Origin of the sequence: Prevotellamassilia timonensis (genome assembly GCF_900106785.1) — a bacterium.
In the GTDB taxonomy this organism is placed as follows: domain Bacteria; phylum Bacteroidota; class Bacteroidia; order Bacteroidales; family Bacteroidaceae; genus Alloprevotella; species Alloprevotella timonensis.
Window position 1 is genome coordinate 424568 of sequence record NZ_LT629845.1, and the last position, 18233, is coordinate 442800.

13 protein-coding genes and 1 pseudogene are annotated in these 18233 nt (G+C 43.0%); 7 read left to right on the top strand and 7 right to left on the bottom strand.

Translation table 11 applies throughout. The annotated features are described in order from the left end of the window. Positions 1-25 precede the first annotated feature (25 nt). From tsaD to BQ5453_RS10415, 5 genes are all read right to left on the bottom strand, one after another. A complete protein-coding gene (gene tsaD, locus BQ5453_RS10395) occupies positions 26-1042 on the bottom strand; it encodes a tRNA (adenosine(37)-N6)-threonylcarbamoyltransferase complex transferase subunit TsaD (RefSeq protein ID WP_022102236.1) in 1017 nt (338 codons plus the stop codon). A gap of 418 nt (positions 1043-1460) precedes the next feature. After that, positions 1461-2318: a type I methionyl aminopeptidase gene (gene map / locus BQ5453_RS10400; protein WP_071123161.1), complete on the bottom strand. Its 858-nt coding sequence runs from the start codon at positions 2316-2318 to the stop codon at positions 1461-1463. Positions 2319-2454: 136 nt separating this feature from the next. Continuing rightward, positions 2455-4074 (bottom strand): RagB/SusD family nutrient uptake outer membrane protein, encoded by a 1620-nt coding sequence (locus tag BQ5453_RS10405; RefSeq protein WP_071123624.1) that lies wholly within the window; start codon positions 4072-4074, stop codon positions 2455-2457. A gap of 12 nt (positions 4075-4086) precedes the next feature. Further along, a complete protein-coding gene (locus tag BQ5453_RS10410) occupies positions 4087-6786 on the bottom strand; it encodes a SusC/RagA family TonB-linked outer membrane protein (RefSeq protein WP_071123162.1) in 2700 nt (899 codons plus the stop codon). Between the two features lie 276 nt (positions 6787-7062). Then, on the bottom strand, positions 7063-7581 hold the full coding sequence (locus BQ5453_RS10415; protein WP_071123163.1) for a DUF6155 family protein: 519 nt from the start codon (positions 7579-7581) through the stop codon (positions 7063-7065). A 591-nt stretch (positions 7582-8172) separates the two neighbouring features. On the opposite strand from BQ5453_RS10415, the pseudogene BQ5453_RS10420 reads away from it, so the two are divergent. From BQ5453_RS10420 to BQ5453_RS10450, 7 genes and pseudogenes are all read left to right on the top strand, one after another. After that, a pseudogene (locus BQ5453_RS10420) lies at positions 8173-8380 on the top strand (helix-turn-helix transcriptional regulator). Positions 8381-8446: 66 nt separating this feature from the next. Beyond that, a complete protein-coding gene (gene hsdR / locus BQ5453_RS10425) occupies positions 8447-10807 on the top strand; it encodes an EcoAI/FtnUII family type I restriction enzme subunit R (RefSeq protein WP_071123165.1) in 2361 nt (786 codons plus the stop codon). 90 nt (positions 10808-10897) lie between these two features. Then, positions 10898-12409, top strand: a complete 1512-nt coding sequence (locus BQ5453_RS10430; RefSeq protein ID WP_071123625.1) for a class I SAM-dependent DNA methyltransferase — start codon at positions 10898-10900, stop codon at positions 12407-12409. A 37-nt stretch (positions 12410-12446) separates the two neighbouring features. Beyond that, positions 12447-13472 (top strand): PDDEXK nuclease domain-containing protein, encoded by a 1026-nt coding sequence (locus BQ5453_RS10435; protein WP_071123166.1) that lies wholly within the window; start codon positions 12447-12449, stop codon positions 13470-13472. A gap of 40 nt (positions 13473-13512) precedes the next feature. Then, positions 13513-14019: a hypothetical protein gene (locus BQ5453_RS10440; RefSeq protein WP_071123167.1), complete on the top strand. Its 507-nt coding sequence runs from the start codon at positions 13513-13515 to the stop codon at positions 14017-14019. A gap of 15 nt (positions 14020-14034) precedes the next feature. Beyond that, positions 14035-15660 (top strand): restriction endonuclease subunit S, encoded by a 1626-nt coding sequence (locus tag BQ5453_RS10445; RefSeq protein WP_071123168.1) that lies wholly within the window; start codon positions 14035-14037, stop codon positions 15658-15660. A gap of 92 nt (positions 15661-15752) precedes the next feature. Further along, positions 15753-16145, top strand: coding sequence for a restriction endonuclease subunit S (locus tag BQ5453_RS10450; RefSeq protein WP_235860074.1), 393 nt, complete (start codon positions 15753-15755; stop codon positions 16143-16145). Here BQ5453_RS10450 and BQ5453_RS10455 read toward each other — a convergent pair. Both BQ5453_RS10455 and tnpC read right to left on the bottom strand, forming a co-directional pair. Beyond that, positions 16125-16538 (bottom strand): restriction endonuclease subunit S, encoded by a 414-nt coding sequence (locus tag BQ5453_RS10455; RefSeq protein WP_071123170.1) that lies wholly within the window; start codon positions 16536-16538, stop codon positions 16125-16127. The genes BQ5453_RS10450 and BQ5453_RS10455 overlap by 21 nt on opposite strands. A gap of 92 nt (positions 16539-16630) precedes the next feature. Then, on the bottom strand, positions 16631-18205 hold the full coding sequence (gene tnpC / locus BQ5453_RS10460; RefSeq protein ID WP_071123149.1) for an IS66 family transposase: 1575 nt from the start codon (positions 18203-18205) through the stop codon (positions 16631-16633). Positions 18206-18233: the final 28 nt, after the last annotated feature.

Below are 18233 nucleotides of genomic sequence, written 5' to 3' on the forward strand. Positions count from 1 at the left end.
TATAATGTACGTGTGACAGCGTAGCTTAGAGCGTGGTGCGTGAGTAGGCCGGTTTGTCAATCGGACAGAAGTCTTTGTCCTGATATTTGTAATGGCCTGTGATGGCAATCATGGCAGCGTTGTCCGTTGTGTATGAAAAGCGCGGTATGTAAATATGCCATCCTTTTTCCTCGGCACGTTGCTTGAAGGCGTTGCGCAGTCCTGTGTTGGCCGATACACCACCCGACAGGGCTACATGGTTAATGCCGGTTTGTTTGACCGCCAGGTCCAACTTCTTCATCAATATGTCAACGATAGTGCGTTCAAGCGAGGCTGCCAAATCCTCTTTATGGTGTTCAATAAAGTCGGGGTCTTCCTTAATCTGGTCGCGAAGGAAATACAGGAAAGATGTTTTCAGTCCCGAAAAACTATAGTCAAGTCCGGGTATGTGCGGCTTGGCAAATTTGTAGGCGTCGGGATTGCCCTGACGTGCGAGTTTGTCAATGATAGGTCCGCCAGGATAGCCAAATCCCATCACCTTGGAGCATTTATCCATTGCTTCGCCCGCAGCATCGTCAATAGTCTGTCCTAATATTTCGAGTTTGTTGTAGGCATTAACTTTGACTATTTGCGAGTTGCCACCGCTGACCAATAAACATAGGAAGGGGTAGGGAGGTACTTCGTGCACATCGTCTTTCGTTTGGATAAAATGAGCCAAAATGTGGCCTTGCAGGTGGTTGGCTTCGATCAAAGGTACGCCGAGTGCGGTAGCAAGTCCTTTGGCAAACGATACGCCCACAAGCAGCGACCCCATCAGGCCTGGGCCAAGTGTTACAGCCACAGCCGACAATTCCTCTTTGTCGACACCGGCTTGTTTCAGCGCTTGGTCAACAACGGGCACGATGTTTTGCTGGTGTGCGCGTGAGGCCAGTTCGGGCACCACGCCACCGTATGCCTTGTGCACAGCTTGACTTGCTGTGACATTGCTCAGCAGAAAGCCATCGCGCATGACAGCCGCTGAAGTGTCGTCGCAACTCGATTCTATAGCAAGTATTGTAGTCATTCGTTGTATTCGTAAATGTATGTAAGTAGGTGTTCAAAATTATTTTATACAATCAGTAGGTGTCATTTTCACATTGAAAGCACATTCTCGAGGCGCATCTGTCCCCTTCGATCTCGGTCACATAGCCCGCTATGTTCCCTCACCCGAAGGAAACATCTGCGTCCCGATAATGCACTTTCAATGTAAAAATAATTTTGAACACCTACTTGTGTTGTGTGATGCAATCGGGATTGATGTAATCTGCAAAAATCCTGCAATTGTGTTGAAGCGTAGGCTGGTTTAGTTGCCCTGTTTATGGTAAAAAGGGTGTTGTGCTCATTTCGTCGTAACTTTGTTTACACCAATTATAAGGGCGTTCATGCGACATAAAGCATAGTAGCTTGCTTGCACGCTAACCAACTTGTATGCGTCAACTAAATTAGTAAGTCAGAACCTCCAATCCGTGTTCGGTCATCAAGAAGGTGTGTTCCCATTGTGCAGAGGGCAGTTCGTCCTCCGTCACGACCGTCCAGCCATCTTCTTCATCGATAAACACGTGCCAATCGCCCATGTTGATCATGGGTTCAATGGTAAACACCATGCCCGGTACGAGCAACATGCCATTGTGGTGTGTGTTGTAATGGTCAACCTCAGGGTCCTCGTGAAATTCTAATCCCACGCCGTGGCCGCACAGGTCTTTTACCACACTGAAGCCATTCTTTTTGGCATGCTTCTCAATAGCCTTGCCGATGTCTCCTACAAAGCCCCATGGTTTTGCAGCTTCGGCACCAATTTCAAGGCATTCCTTTGTTACGCGCACCAACTTCTCCTTTTCGGGCGAAGTCTTGCCAATGATAAACATGCGCGAGGCGTCACTGTAGTAGCCGTCAAGAATTGTACTCACGTCAACGTTGATGATGTCGCCCTCTTCAAGTACCTCGAATTCAGACGGAATGCCGTGGCAAACCACCTCGTTGATGCTTGTACACACGCTTTTGGGAAAGCCCTCGTAGTTGAGTGGTGCGGGTATAGCGCCATGAGCCACGGTGTAGTCGTACACCAGCTTGTCAATGTCCTCAGTGCTCATGCCTGCATGAATTTCTTTTTCTACCAGGTCAAGCACGCCAGTGTTCACTTCGCAAGAGCGCTTTATGCCTTCTATTTGTTCAGGCGTTTTTATAAGTTTGCGCGTAGGTACGAGTTCACCGCGATTTTGGTAGCTCAGTATGCGTTTGTCGAAATCTGTAGGTTCTTGCCCCTTGGGCACATACCAATTTCTCTTAATTCTTTTCAACATGATAGTTTGTAATGTGGCGCTTAGCCACTTTTGGTGCAAAGTTAGTGCAAACCGAATGCCCTGCAAAGCGAAAAAATATTTTTTTTCGGTTTACAGGGCTGAGGTGCCGCCTAACTTGGCGTGAAAAGCTGGCTACTTACTCATAGCCGGAGTTTTGTTTGAGTTTCTTGTTCAAGTCCAAACATTTCTGCGGAATAGGGAATACGGTAGTAAAGCCAGTATTCTCATTGTCAATAGGGGTGCGCTGGTCGTATGCTTTTGTGTATTTGCCAAATCGAATGAGGTCTTGACGTCTCCAGCCTTCCCATACCAATTCTAAGAGTCGCTCTTTGAGAATGTTGTCCAAATTGGCTTCGACGTGAGGCATACCAACTCTATCTCTTACGGCATTAAGCTCTGCTGCACCGTTCTCGTTATTGCGTATTTTCGCCTCGGCTTCCATCAACAAGGCGTCGGCATATCTGAAAAGCACAATGTCGTTGTCAACCTGCCTGCCATCTGAATAGGCGGTTCTGTCCACTTCGTATTTTCCGACACGTGCACCAGCCGTTTGTTTATATGGGCTGTAACTGAGGTTTAGTTTCAGCTCCAGCGGCATGTACACCAAAGGCTTTCCGTTGTCCAGATATATCTTTTTGTTGTCAACGAACACCGTGTCTGCGTAGAAATTGATATGAAATCTGTTGTCAACATGGTTTGTGCCGTAGCCGAACGCTTTGACGGTAGAAACTGTTGCACTGGTGCCGTTCTCAGATGAACCGCCATAAGCTCCGCCATGCTTGTAGTGACGTGAGCGGAACAGATAATGATATTCGTTGAGGTAGAGGTTCTTGTCCAATGGAATGGTGAAGATGTTCTCTTTGGAGTTTTCATTGTGCACGGCGAAGTTTGAGGCATAGTCACTTTCCAGTTCATAGCCTTCTTGTTTTAGTTGTTCGCAATACCAGATGCAGGTTTCCCAAGCGTTCTTCTTTTCACCATTGACAGTGAAGTAGATGTCCTTACCTTCTAATTGTTTGCCGTCAGTCCAGTTGTCATCGGTGTAAATCTCCGCATTAAGGGCAAGCTTTGCAAGAAGAAAGTTGACGACAGGGCGCGTGATGCGTCCGTAATAGTTGCCCTCCTTGTTGGAATGCTTGTCGGCAAGCAGTGGAGCCACATCTTGCAATTCGTCAATGATAAACTTGAATACCTCGCTTCTTTCGCTTTGCACCACATGTTTCAGCTCTACATCGTATGATGTCACAATAGGCACCCGTCCGAACATGTCCATTGCATAGTAGTAGAACAAAGCACGTACCGCCCTCACCTCTGCTGTGAAGTTTCTCGTTTGCTCTGCTGTGAGCTGACTCTTGTGACTGTCAATAACCGAGAGTGACTGGTTGGATAACACAATCACCTTGAACAGATATTTCCACACATTATATAAATAGACATCGTTGGCGCTCCACTTGTGCTGATACATATTCTCCCACAGGCCGCCGTCATACCAGTCGCCGCCACGTATTGGGTTCATCGCCTCGTCGGTTGTAAGCGTGTTGTAATCATATATGCCGCGGCAGGTGCCTTGAAGCCCTTCAGACTCTTGGTTGCTGCCGATATGGTTGTATAGTGAAGCCACGGCGTTTTTGTATATGTTGTCAGCATTATTGTAGATGGCCTCTTGGTCAAGTTGGTCCTTGGGATTTTCGTCCAAGCAACTGAAGAGGCATAGCGTTACTGACATTATGAATATGTAGCTGATGTATCTTTTCATATTCTTCATTTCTTAAAATTGTACACTCAATCCCAATGAATAAGTACGGTACAAAGGATAGTTGCGCTTGTCGTCAATACCCATTGTGCTGTTCACCACATAGCTGTTTATCATTGGAGTCAGCCCTTTGTAGCCTGTAATTGTTCCAAGATTGCTGATGTTGCACGACACACGCAATGAGCGAATGACCATACTCTTTAATGGTATGTTGTAGCCTATTGTCAGATGCTCGAAGTTCAGATAGTTGCCTTTCTCAAGCCAATAGTCAGAGACTCTTTGGTCGGTGATGTTCTTCTGTGGAGCGTTTTTCAGCACATTGTAGTCGGGGAAACATGCCATGCTGGTGTAAGCCAACCCCGTTCCGTTGAATATTTTGTGGCCGAAAGCACCATTCATTTGCAGGGCTATATAGAAGTCCTTATATCTGAAGCTGATGTTTGAACCAAGAGTTACCTTGGGTGTGGCTTGTCCGGCAATGTATCTGTCGCCGCCATCGCTCAAGTCCACTTTGCCGTTGTGGTCAATATCCTCTATGTCGTAAGAGTAGCTGCCGTTCTCGTTTTTGACGAGTCCCTTGCAGTGTGGAAGGTAAAACACGCCAAGAGGCTGTCCTACAATTTGATAGACAACATTGTTGTCGCCGCCGTTCTGCCCAGCCCCGTCCAGTGAACCGATGGCGGTGATGTTTGCCGCCGTCATGCTCATTCCTTTATAGTCCCCGCTCAGTGATATGAGTTTGTTGCTTTGGAAGGACAGGTTCATGTTTATGTTCAACTCCATGTCTTTCTTGTTTATTGGCTGTACGGACAAGCCAAACTCAAATCCTCGGTTGGACATAGAGCCGATGTTTGCCAGCAATGTGTTGAAGGCGAATGGCGGAACGGGAACCTCGTAGGCATAGAGCATGTCGGAAGTTTCTGAATAGTAGTACTCAGCCGTGAGCATAAGGCGATTGGCAAAAAGGCCGATGTCGGCACCGATGTTGAAGGTCTTTTTGGTTTCCCACTTCAAGTCGGGATTGTTGTTTCTCACCATTCCGAGCGTCACCGTAGGCGAGCTGTTGACAGGTACAATGCCATTCTGTCTCACGGTGTTCATCGTTGTATAGGCTGAGATGCCTCCAAGGTTGCCTGCCTGTCCAAACCCTGTACGGAGCTTGAGCATCGACAGCGGTTTTATATTGGCAAGGAAGGCTTCCTTTTTCATGTCCCAAGTGAATGACACGGACGGGAAGAACCCCCATGTCTTGTTGTCGCCAACCATTGAAGAGCCGTCACCACGTGCATTGGCAGATACTGTGTAACGGTCGAGCAATGTGTATGTGACGCTTCCCATTACAGATGCCAGGGCCTGGTCTTCGTAGGTGCTTTCTGTGCCACCATAAGGGCGGGCTGCGGTAGCTCCCAGATTGTTATAACCGAAATCGTTTGTTGGAATGCCTTTGGCGTAGACCCAAAAGGCTGTTTTTGTTAGCTTACGATATTCACTGTTCGCTTCTGCCGAGATTTTGTGTATGCCGAATTGCTTTTTGAAACTGAGAGCCACATTGCCGAGCCATTCCTCTTTCTTAAACTCGCCACGATATACGTTGCCTTGCGCCCATACCCATGTGGGACAGAACATGCCGTTTTCGGTAGAACCATAAAGGTATGATGCGAATGTGGAAATGCGCCAGTTGGGATTGAAGTCGTAGCTCAGTTTTATGTGTGCGTCAAAGTTCAAATCCTTAGAGTCATTCTTCTCATCAAGCAATATGCCTGGAGGATTGATGCGGGTGGCAGACCCGTTCTTCAGCCAGTTACCATTCTTGTCAGTTCCAGCCGGGAATGTCGGATTTTGGCAAGCTGCAGAATAAAACAGCATCTGGGTGTCAAAGATGTCATGGTCCTTAAATGACGAACCGAACACCCCGAAGTCTCCCGTGAGTTTGTTGTTGAAGGCTTTTTGTGTTACGTCAACTTTGGCAACAAAAACTTTATAATCCATTCTCTTGATGATGGTGTTGTGATCCATCACCCCGAAAGACGCACGATAGTTTGACTGTGGCGTTCCGCCGCTAAATGCAAAGTAATGGTTGTTGACCATGCCTGTGCGTGTTATCACCTTGTAATTATCGGTGTTGAAGCCCCCGTCGTTGCAATATATGCCCAAAGCCTTTGCTGTGGCTACATATTCTTCGGCGTTGAGCATGTCGAGATGTTTGTACATCTGCTCGAATCCGATGTTCCCCTCATACGATATTTGGAACCCTCGGCCAGTTCCCTTTTTGGTTTTTACTTCTATTACGCCCGACGCACCGCGTGAGCCGTACATGGCAGTTTCGGCGGCATTCTTCAAAATTTTGAAGCTCTCGATGTCGGCAGGATAGATGGTTGAAAGTGTAAGTACGTCGGAAGTGACGCCATCAATCAGCACCAATGGGTCGTTGCCTCCGATGATAGAGGTGGTGCCACGCACACGCACACTGTTGAGCATGGCCATTCGGTCAAGTCCGTTGGAGGTTACGTTGACACCAGCAGCTTGGCCGCTCAGTACATCAAGGGCGTTGTTGACTCCTCCCCTTGAGGAGTGGCTGTCCGCCATCTTTATAATAGTGTTCCTGTTTTCAATGGTATCCTTTTGTTCTGTTGGAGTTTGCTGTTGTGCATGAGCCAAAGAACTGCAAAAGAGTGCAATGGTAAGGAACGTAAATTCTTTTTTACTCTTTGCCATCTTGTATATCTCTTTATATGGGTGTTAATGAAATTGTAAGGACAAAGTTAAGGCTATGTGGCTAATATTGCAATCGTATATCAACAAATTTGTGTAATGTCAGTTGTTTTATTTCAGAATTATAAGAACCGCCCTTAAAAGGTAGGACGCCCAAAATTGGCATCAAAAACGAGACCGTTTCGGGGATCTTTAAGTTGTTTGAGAAACCCTCACACGAAGGGGATTCCTGCGTCCCGATAACGCACTTTCAATGTAAAAATAATTTTGAACACCTACTCATCCATCCTTGCCATCCTCATATATGTCTTCAATGATATTCGCAAAGTCATAGCCGCTTCCGTCTGTCCATTTTACGCACTGCTGAAGTCGCTTGTCAAACTTCTCCCAAAGTCCGTTTTCGGCAACGTACTGGACGGTTTTGTCAAAGTTGCTTTCCACGGAGTAATAATAATCTTCCCACATGGCGCCATACTCGTGGGCTAATTGGAAGGCCCATTCCATATACGACACCATCAGTTCTGCAATTGCATTTTTTGACGGCTTGAACTTCTTGAAGTCTGCCACGGCCTTTCTGCAAACAGAAAAACGTAACTGCGGGTCTCTCCCTCTCACAGGATAAAATTCCTCACGAATGATGTCCTTGTACTCTTCGAGTTTTCCTTTCTCGTCAGGACAGGCATAGTATTCCAAGTATTCCTTGGCTTCCTTTTTGGCGGAATACAGTTCAAGCACCATTCCTATGATTTCATCCTTCGTCATGGATTGAAGCAGTTTCTTTATCGTTGTTTTTGACATGACAATTCTTTTATTATTTGTTTCTAACTTTAAGTAGGTATTCAAAATTATTTTAGACAATCAGTAGGTGCCATTTTCACATTGAAAGCACATTATCGGGGCGCAGATGTTCCCTTCGGCCTTGGTCACATAGCCCGCTATAACCCCCTTCGGTTCCCCCGTTATCGGGGGACAGAAACCCTCACTCGAAGGGAACATCTGCGTCCTGATAACGCACTTTCAATGAAAAAATAATTTTGAACACCTACTTAGTTTAGACTACAAAAATACGCAATATCATGTATAAGGAAGTATAATTTACTTGGAAAACATGGTAATATGGGCAAATAAGTGGCTTTTTACACAAGAATTTCGCTAAAATCTACAGAATAGCTTAAAATGAGCTATTTATGAGTCTTTTATCTCAATAGAGGTAATGATTTGGCAATAGTATCAATTTCTGCAATATGCATACGTTTGCTGTCAAACAACTCTTCTCTGTTGCAAAGGTACAATAACTACACGAAATAACAATCGTTATGTTGGAATGACTTGACTTATAATGATTGTCGCAAAATTTAATGTATATTTGCAGCATAATTCGGTGAATTTATGAAACGAAACAAGATAAAAAAATGTCTTAGATAGCAGGGGAATATCACAAACTTGGCTGGCAAAACAGTTTGGTAAGAGCTTTAGCATGGTCAATAGCGATGCTCGGAATAAATACCAACCCGATTTAGAAACGCTTCTTGAAATATCAAAGATTTTAGAAGTTGACCTCAAGGATTTGATTACGGACGAGAACGAAAGAGTGTAATGAACTCGTAGTTTTTGTCTTGGCAAGTATGTTGTAGAACTTCTGATAATAAAATATTATTTGAATATGGGCATAAGCAAAGATTTAACAGAAGAGGACATCAAGTTCCGCTATATCAACGAAGCCATCACAAGCAAGGGATGGTCAAAGGATAGTATATTCATGGAACAGAAGGTTAAATTTACTGACGGTAAAATTAGCCTTCATGGTAATTTTGTGCATAGAGAGAAACCGAAGTTTGCCGATTATGTACTTTATGCAAATAAGGCAACACCCATTGCTATTGTAGAAGCAAAGGATGCCAATCATTCCGTTTCTCATGGATTGCAACAAGCCATGACCTATGCCCAAATGCTTGATGTAAAGTTTGCATACAGTTCAAATGGTGAAGGTTTTGCCGAACATGACTTCTTGACAGGCAAGGAACGCACTTTTGCCATGGACGAATTTCCAACAAAAGAAGAACTTATTGAAAAATATAAAAATGAGTCTAACGATGGAAACGGACTTAATGAGCAAGAGTTGTCTGTCATTGAGCAGCCTTTCTGCACTGGTCAGAATATATTTCCGCCACGGTATTATCAGCGCAATGCAGTAAACCGCACAGTTGGTGCCATTGCTAAAGGACAAAACCGTGTGCTTCTTGTCATGGCAACTGGCACCGGCAAAACATATACAGCATTTCAGATTGTATGGCGTTTACTTAAAAGTGGTTTGAAGAAGAAAGTGTTGTATCTTGCAGACCGCAACATATTGGTTGACCAATCCATACAGCAGGATTTCAAACCATTAGAAAAGGTAACGCACAAGATAGACTACTCAAAAGATAAGAACCACTTGGAAGAATTGGGGTCTTATCAAGTATTCTTTGCACTCTATCAACAGTTGATTGGGCAGAATGATGCCAAAAACTATAAGGAGTTGTTTCCTAATCCAGACTATTTTGACCTTGTTATCGTTGATGAGTGTCATAGAGGTAGTGCAAAGGATGATAGCAACTGGCGAAACATTTTGGAATACTTTTCTTCGGCTACTCATATAGGTATGACTGCTACACCTAAAGAAACAAAATACCAGTCAAGTATTGGCTACTTTGGTGAGCCTATATATACATATAGTCTTAAAAATGGAATTGAGGACGGTTTCCTTGCTCCTTTCAAGGTTATAAACATCACAACCAACATTGGCGATGAGTGGAGACCGACAATGGGCCAAAAGGATATAAACGGCAACGAGATAGAAGATCGCATTTATAACAATAGCGACTATGATTATAACATTGTTATAGAAGACCGTATAAGGGAAGTTGCGCAAGAGATAACTAACTATCTGAAAAGTACAGATCGCATGGCTAAGACCATTGTGTTCTGTGCTGATGAAACTCATGCGGAACGTATGCGTATGGCTTTGGCTAATGCCAATGCTGATATGTGCAAGAAAAATCCCGATTATGTGGTTCGTATAACTGGTAGTGACGAATACGGAAAAGGCAAGTTGGATTATTTCATTTCTGTTGCCGAGAAATATCCTGTCATAGCAACTACAAGTAAGTTGCTTTCAACTGGTGTTGATTGCAAAATGACAAAACTGATTGTGCTTGACCAACAAATCGGTTCTATGACAGAGTTCAAGCAGATTATTGGTCGTGGCACTCGTCTTCGTGAGAAAGAAGGAAAGACATACTTCACTGTTATGGACTTCCGCAACGTGACCCGATTGTTTGCAGACCCAGATTGGGACGGACCGATTGAAACAGACCCGAACTATCCGCCCAAGCAAAAAGAGCCTAAGCCATATGTACTTCCTGAAGACGACGAGCCTACAGGTGTGAAAGAACCCAATCCTGAGCCACGCCCGAAGCCGATTGTTGCCAAGGATGGTTGTCAAGTGATGGTCATTAATAAGGTCGTTTCTGTTTATGACACAAATGGTAAGTTGCTTCGCACGGAAAGTATTACCGACTATACAAAGAAAAGTATCATAGACACATACGCTACGATTGACACGTTCACTTCCAAGTGGCAAGAAACCAAGAAAAAGTCAGATATTGCTAAAATGCTTAAAGAAAGTGGCATTGACCTTGCGGCGTTGAAGCATGACCAAGATATGGACGATGTTGATGATTTCGATTTTATCTGCCATATAGCCTACGGCAAGAAAACACTTACACGACACGAACGTGCCGAACAAGTGAAGAAACGAGACATATTCAGCAAGTATGGTGAACAGGCACGACTTGTGCTTGAAGCCTTGTTAGATAAGTACACCAAAAAAGGTGTGTCCGAATTGGAAAGCCTTACTGTGCTTGAAAATGACCCTTTCCGCAAATTGGGTTCAAAGGCAAACATCGTGAAGTTCTTTGGTGGCAAACAAGGCTATCTTGATGCCGTAAAGGAACTGGAACAATACATATATAATATAGCATAAAATAGAATCTTTTCGAAAAACCAAACGAACAGAGCCAAGCTTGCTTGAACTATGTCGTGGCGAGAAAAGATGCACAAGGTGAAACAAAATATGAGTTTATCAAATTTCGTAAAACGAGTACGCAATATAATGCGCAATGATGCCGGTATCAACGGTGATGCGCAACGCATAGAACAAATGGCGTGGATGCTGTTCTTGAAAGTCTATGACGAGAAAGAGAATGATTGGGAGTTGGACGATGATGATTACAAGTCTATTATTCCAGAAGAATGCCGTTGGCGCAACTGGGCGCATGACGATGGAAGCGGTAATGCCTTGACTGGTGATGAACTGCTTTCATTTGTCAACAACACATTGTTTGTGAAACTCAAGAACATAGAGGTAACACCAACTACCCCTATCCGTCAGGCGATTGTAAAGACCACATTTGAGGATGCCAACCAATATATGAAAGATGGAGTTCAACTTCGTCAAGTGCTGAATGTAATTGACGGTTTGAACCTTGGTGACTATGAAGAGAGTCATGCTTTCGGAGAGATATACGAGACTATCCTTAAAGAAATGCAATCGGCTGGATCGTCTGGTGAGTTCTACACCCCAAGAGCCTTGACCGAGTTTATGGCAGAGATAGTCAATCCGCAGATTGGCGAAAAAATGGCAGACTTCGCTTGTGGTACAGGAGGTTTCATCACAAGCTGGTTGGGTGAATTGGACAAGAAGGTAAAGACTGCTGAAGACCGCAAAGAGTACAATCAGTCTGTATTTGGCATAGAAAAGAAACAATTCCCGTATATGCTATGTGTGACAAACCTGTTGCTGCATGGTATTGACACGCCATTGGTATATCACGACAACTCGCTTACAAAAGATGTACTCAACTATACAGACGAAGACAAGTTTGATGTTGTGTTGATGAATCCACCATACGGTGGAAACGAAAAGTCGGATGTCAAGTCACACTTCCCTTCTGATATGCGCAGTAGCGAGACCGCTGACTTGTTCATGGTTCTCATCATGTACCGACTGAAGAGGAATGGTCGTGCAGCAGTCATTGTCCCAGACGGTTTCCTGTTTGGAGCGGACAACACAAAGATAGCCATCAAGACCAAGCTGCTCAGAGATTTCAACTTGCATACCATTATCCGTTTGCCTGGCAGTATCTTTGCACCTTACACTTCGATTGCCACAAACATTTTGTTCTTCGACAATACCAGTGCGGAGGATGCTCCAGAAGGCTTCTCAACGAAGGAAACATGGTTCTATCGTCTCGATATGCCAGAGGGTTACAAGCACTTCTCCAAGACAAAGTCCATGAAGTCGGAACATTGTGACCCAATCCGTGAGTGGTGGAACGACCGTAAGGAGATTATTATTGCTGATGGTGACGAGAAATCTCGTTGCTATTCAGTTGAAGACCTTATCGCCACCGATTGCAACTTCGACTTGTGTAAGTTCCCGAAAGAGGATGAAGAGATCTTGCCTCCTGCCGAACTGCTTGCCGACTATTTCAAGAAGCGCAAGGCTCTTGATCATGAAATTGATAAGACATTGGCAGAGATACAGCGTATCTTGGGGATAAATGTGAATGTGGACGAATTGTAAAATGTGGGACGGTGTCCCACAAATCTAAAAGATTGGCATGGAGAATAAAGGTTTGACAAACATAAATGATGCTGCCTATCAGAAGTTGATAGACAACATAACCACGTTATGGAGTGAGGCGAAGTCAAAAGCCATTGCTGCTGTCAATACAGAACTGCTTGATGCCAACTGGCAGACAGGAAAGTATATTGTTGAATATGAACTTAAAGGTAAGGATAGAGCTGAGTATGGCAAGCAGTTACTTGTAAACCTTGCAAAGGATTTGACAGCAAGAAACGGGAAAGGCTTTAGCCGCTCCAATCTTGTCTATATGCGTAAGTTTTATCTTGCTTTTCCAATTTGTGAGACAGTGTCTCACAAATTGACATGGAGCCACTATTTTGAATTGTTGAAATGTGACAACACGCTTGAAATGCAGTTCTATTATAAGGAATCTATCAAGGAAGGATGGAAAGTTAGGGAACTGAAAAGACAGATGAAAAGTTGTCTGTTTCAGCGACTTGCACTAAGCACAGACAAGGCAGGAGTTCTTGCTTTGGCTAACGAGGGGCACCAAGTGCAAACTCCGCAAGACATCATCCGTGACCCTTTCGTGCTTGAATTTGCAGGACTTCCCAAACAGAAACGCTATAAGGAGAGTGACTTGGAAAAGGCTCTTAAAGACCACATGGAGCAGTTTCTTTTGGAAATGGGACGTGGTTTCGCATTTGTGGGCAGACAATACTCCATGCAGATAGGAAGCCGACAGTTCAAGGTGGATTTGGTATTCTACCATTGTATCTTGAAATGCTATGTGCTGATTGACCTGAAGCGAGCAGAGATAAAGCATGGTGATATTGGGCAGATGAACCTCTACCTTAACTATTTCAAAACAGAAGTATGTCAACCTGACGATAATCCACCAATTGGCATAGTTTTGGGAGCAAGAAAAGACGAACTTCTGATGGAGTATGCCTTGGAGGGTATAACCAATCAATTGTTTGTGGCACGTTACCAACTTTATCTGCCAAAGCGTGAAGAACTGCAAGCGCAACTTGACAAGTTGTTAGACGAAGCAGAGTAACAACAATAAAATAAGGACATTTCGATTTTATAGCATAATTATGAAAAGTAATATTGGAATACAAATCATTTTGTTTATTGTACTGACTATGTTCAGTGCCAATATAAATGCACAAACGGTTGGATATACATATCGGCCTTTGGCTGCCGAGGGATGCAACATGAAATATAGCGTTGTGAAGCAAGATACGGCATATTACATTATCGCAACCGTAAAGTCAGACAGACTGAATTTCCTGAAAGAATCAACCATGTTGTTGAAAACATTCGATGGTGAAGTTATTAAACTTTATGGTTCTCAGATTGGTAGCGGCTCTGAAACGGCAGGTATTGTCTCTGGCAATATAGTCCTTCCTGTGACAGAAATCAGTTCTACAGCTCAATTCAAGATAAGTCCTCAACAATTTGAGTTGTTGAAAAAAGGCGTGGCTAAGATAAGGTTATCTACCATACCTATTGAGCATGAGCGGACATTTGCTAAAGATAAAATAGGCAAGAAACTTTATCAGTTCTTTTTGAAGCAGAAGAATAAGGACAATGATTTCTAACGATAGAAAATTATAATGAACGGAAAGCAATTAAAGAATAGCATATTACAATGGGCGATACAGGGAAAACTTGTACCGCAAGACCCTAATGACGAACCTGCAAGCGTTTTGCTTGATAAGATTCGCCAAGAGAAAGAACGCTTGATCAAGGAGAAGAAAATCAAGCGTGACAAGAACGCATCTATTATCTACCGTGGTGAGGATAATTCCTATTATGAGAAGTTGCTTGCTACGGGAGAGGTGAAGTGCATTGATGAGGAGATACCGTTTGAAGTACCGCAGGGGTGGGAATGGTGTAGATTACGTGATATTATTTTAGGTACAAATGCTGGCAAAAGCCCTAATTGTGAAAAAAGACCGAAAAAGGCGGATGAATGGGGGGTGTTGACAACTACAGCAATCCAAGAGAATGCTTTTTTATCTAATGAGAACAAAGTATTACCAAAGCATTACGTAATAAACCCTGAACATTGTGTACGATATGGTGATATACTTATAACACGAGCTGGTCCTGTTAATCGAACTGGTATAGTTTGTATGGTTGAAAATAATTGTGATAAGCTAATTCTTTCAGACAAGACCGTTCGAATAGATTATATGCACGATTATTGTAATCCAAGGTTTCTCGTTTTAGTACTTAATAGTTCAGCAATACATGAGTTAGTAATGAGTGCAACTGTTGGAATGGCTGCTTCACAGGTTAATGTGTCGCAAAGTAGCATTCAGAACACTTTTATTCCAATTCCACCCTCTAAGGAGCAACAGAGAATCATTAAAAAATTGGAAGCACTCTTGTTACAGATCGAAAAATATGATAATGCTCAGAATAAACTAAATGAGTTGAACAAAACAATAAAAGACATCATAAAAAAGAGTGTATTGCAAGAAGCAATTCAAGGTGAACTCGTGCCGCAAATTGCAGAAGAAGGAACAGCCAAAGAACTGCTCAAACAGATAAAAGAAGAAAAGCTGAAACTCGTAAAAGAAGGCAAACTAAAGAAGTCTGCCCTCAACGATTCTGTTATATTCCGTGGTGACGATAACAAGTATTGGGAGAAGTCGGAAGATGGGGCTGTATGTATTGATGAAGAAATACCATTTGAGATACCGTCAAATTGGGCGTGGGTACGACTTGACGATATTTGTTCTTTTATTCATAGAGGCAAATCACCCCAATATAGCCTTATAAAGAAATATCCTGTTGTTGCTCAAAAATGCAATCAATGGGTTGGATTTTCCATAGAAAAAGCAAAGTTTATTGAGCCACAGAGTATTACATCTTATAATAGTGAGTATTTCTTGCAAGATAGAGATTTGATGTGGAACTCTACAGGATTGGGAACATTGGGTAGAATGGCTATATACTATACGCTACTTAACCCATATGAATTGGCTGTTGCAGATAGCCATGTTACAGTTATTCGTCCATACAAAACGTACATCGTTTCTGAATACCTGTACTATTATTTTGCAAGTAATACAGTTCAGTCTGTTATTGAAGACAAATCAGACGGCAGTACAAAGCAAAAGGAATTAGCAACAAAGACTGTAAAAAGCTATCTTGTTCCACTACCACCATTTGCAGAACAACTGCGTATAGTACAAAAGATTAAGTCCGTAACAAGTATTATGAGCAAATAGGGAGCGAAGTAACCGAGATAGAACTTCCTTTTGACTTTCCAAGTACTTGGTCTATTGCTCGATTAAATGCTGTTTGTCAACTTACAGACGGCTTGAAAACCATTGGCGAGCAATGCTTGTTAGATGCAAAATACTTACGCGGTAAATGTTCTGAAACAATAGTAGAACAAGGTAAACTTGTATATAAAGGTGACAATATAATGCTTGTGGACGGTGAAAACTCTGGTGAAGTTTTCATCGTACCACAAGATGGCTATATGGGTAGTACATTCAAGCAGTTATGGATAAGTTCCCAAATGTACGAACCTTATGTTTTAGCTTTTATACAGTTCTATAAAGAGACATTGCGCAACTCTAAGAAAGGTGCAGCAATTCCACACCTCAACAAAGAATTGTTTTATGGTCTTATTATTGGTATTCCACCACTGCAAGAGCAGAGAATAATAGTTCAGAAGATAGAACAATTAATGCAGTTGTTCAAATAATTTTTCTATTTGAGCAACAATGCGTTGTTGCTCTTTTTGAGTAGGCAAAGGAAATAGTTTGTCTTCCAAGTAACCCACAACAATACGTTGTTGATTAGCAGTTCCCTTAAACGTTGCTTCATCTATGAAATACGGAGACTCTAAGAAATACAACAGATACCACCTGTCTATTGTATTTCCATAGGGTCTCAATACCTTTAATTCTGTTGTTCCTGCCCCGATTCCATTGGGCAAGTCATGGAAAATTGCAGACTTCCTGTTTTGAAAGCATGGCGTGATTTTTGCAAAAGCAACATCACCATTCGCAAAATGAGTAAATCCTTTTTTGATAGTTCCCCATTTGGTAGTATCAAAAGTAAAGTCTGATTTATAGCCAGCACTAATTTTCTCCATAGGAATAAAAGCTACGTAAGCATCCCATGCAGGCCGTATTGTATAAAACAAATAAGCCAAAGTCCTGATAGATTGACTTTGGCTTATTTGTTTTATACGTAATGATAAGGTAGCAATGTTTCTGGATCGTAATTATTTTGCCCGGCGATTTTGGAAAACGTCTTGGATAACCAATCCTTTGGATTTATTCCCAAGAGTTCACAGGTTTGGATAAGTGTTGATATTACAGCTAAGTCTTCACCACTTTCATCATTCTTTATAAACAGCCAGTTCTTACGCCCAAGGGCAATGGGACGTATGCTACGCTCAACAGGATTATTGTCTATGTTATACATGCCATTGGTGACGTAAGCACATAGTTTGTCCCAACGCTTAAGGGTATAGCTGATTGCCTCGCCAAGAGAACTTTTGGGAGTTGTTACAAGGCTTTTTTGCTTCAGCCATTGTTCTATTTTATTTAAGATGGGGACAGACTTTTCTTCTCGCTCTTTTTGTATTTCTTCCAAAGATGCGTGGCGTTCTTTGAGATTGGCTTCGATTTGGTAGAGGAGGGCGAAGTATTTAAGTACGACCTGTATGTCTTGAGGATACTGACCCTTTATGTTTTCAAACTTGCGGCGTGCATGAGCCATGCAGTGCAGAAGTGTTATCCACCGTGTCTGCTCTAGTGCTTCATAGGATTTGTATCCGTCTGTTTGTACTGCGCCTTTATACCCGTCCAACATAAGTTGCATCACTTGTTGCGAACGTGAACCTTCTCGGTAATAGAAGAATAGTCCTTTGTTTTGCGGACTGCCGTCTACCATATCCCATAGATACGCCTTACGGGTTTTGTCCTTGCGGTCGTTTACGCTTACAACTGTTTCGTCCATATGTACATAGGGAGAACGCAGCACCGCTTTCATTTGGGCATAATAAATGGGGTAGAGCTTGTCTATAGCTTGATGGACCGCCCTGTTTATTGTACTGGTTGGTATGTCCAGCCCATGTTCACGGAAGATTTTAGCTTGACGGTATTCGGGTAAATGATGGCAGAATTTATCTACAAGAATGTTGACGATCATGCTGTCGCCCAAATAGCCGTGTTCTGAAATCCGCGGCAATAAAGGGTGTTGCATCACTCGTGGACGAGTACTGCCTTTTTCAGATTTATTGATGCAGATTACTCGTACAACCTCTTTTAGGTAGTATTCTTGCGTGCGTCTTTCCAGGGTGATGGTGCTGTCCTTGCCTATGATTTTCATTTCTTCTGAATCATAGCCGTCAGGATATAAGGTGACAACTTCTCTTTCCAGGTTGTCCGGAAGTCTGAGTGTCCTGCGTTCGCGTTGTTGCTTTGACTTTTGCTCAGTTTTTTTCTTTGCCTTGCGCTGCTTGGTTTCTTCCTCTATCGCGTCGACGATTTCCGAAGGAGCTATTGGAGGCAATGTATTGTCTATGGCCTCGACAGTGGCCTCGTCGTATTCGGGGAACAACGGCATTGGTTCCAACGATTCGGGCTTTTTCATCTTTTCTGAGCTTTGCCCAAAATGCAGACGTTTCAAGTTGGAAAGTTCTATTTCCCGCTTGCTCAATTCGTTTTCCAATCCAGAAATACGTTCTTGCAGCTCGCGAATCTGTTCGTTGCGAACTGCAAGTAATTCTATGTATTCCTGTATCGTATTCATATTTGGCGCTCTCATTTATTATGAGAGT

What these genes read in the sequence shown, in the direction of transcription:
- tsaD (WP_022102236.1), bottom strand. Translation starts at nt 1,042, where the DNA reads ATGACTACAATACTTGCTATAGAATCGAGTTGCGACGACACTTCAGCG.
- map (WP_071123161.1), bottom strand. Translation starts at nt 2,318, where the DNA reads ATGTTGAAAAGAATTAAGAGAAATTGGTATGTGCCCAAGGGGCAAGAA.
- BQ5453_RS10405 (WP_071123624.1), bottom strand. Translation starts at nt 4,074, where the DNA reads ATGAAAAGATACATCAGCTACATATTCATAATGTCAGTAACGCTATGC.
- BQ5453_RS10410 (WP_071123162.1), bottom strand. Translation starts at nt 6,786, where the DNA reads ATGGCAAAGAGTAAAAAAGAATTTACGTTCCTTACCATTGCACTCTTT.
- BQ5453_RS10415 (WP_071123163.1), bottom strand. Translation starts at nt 7,581, where the DNA reads ATGTCAAAAACAACGATAAAGAAACTGCTTCAATCCATGACGAAGGAT.
- hsdR (WP_071123165.1), top strand. Translation starts at nt 8,447, where the DNA reads ATGGGCATAAGCAAAGATTTAACAGAAGAGGACATCAAGTTCCGCTAT.
- BQ5453_RS10430 (WP_071123625.1), top strand. Translation starts at nt 10,898, where the DNA reads ATGAGTTTATCAAATTTCGTAAAACGAGTACGCAATATAATGCGCAAT.
- BQ5453_RS10435 (WP_071123166.1), top strand. Translation starts at nt 12,447, where the DNA reads ATGGAGAATAAAGGTTTGACAAACATAAATGATGCTGCCTATCAGAAG.
- BQ5453_RS10440 (WP_071123167.1), top strand. Translation starts at nt 13,513, where the DNA reads ATGAAAAGTAATATTGGAATACAAATCATTTTGTTTATTGTACTGACT.
- BQ5453_RS10445 (WP_071123168.1), top strand. Translation starts at nt 14,035, where the DNA reads ATGAACGGAAAGCAATTAAAGAATAGCATATTACAATGGGCGATACAG.
- BQ5453_RS10455 (WP_071123170.1), bottom strand. Translation starts at nt 16,538, where the DNA reads ATGGAGAAAATTAGTGCTGGCTATAAATCAGACTTTACTTTTGATACT.
- tnpC (WP_071123149.1), bottom strand. Translation starts at nt 18,205, where the DNA reads ATGAATACGATACAGGAATACATAGAATTACTTGCAGTTCGCAACGAA.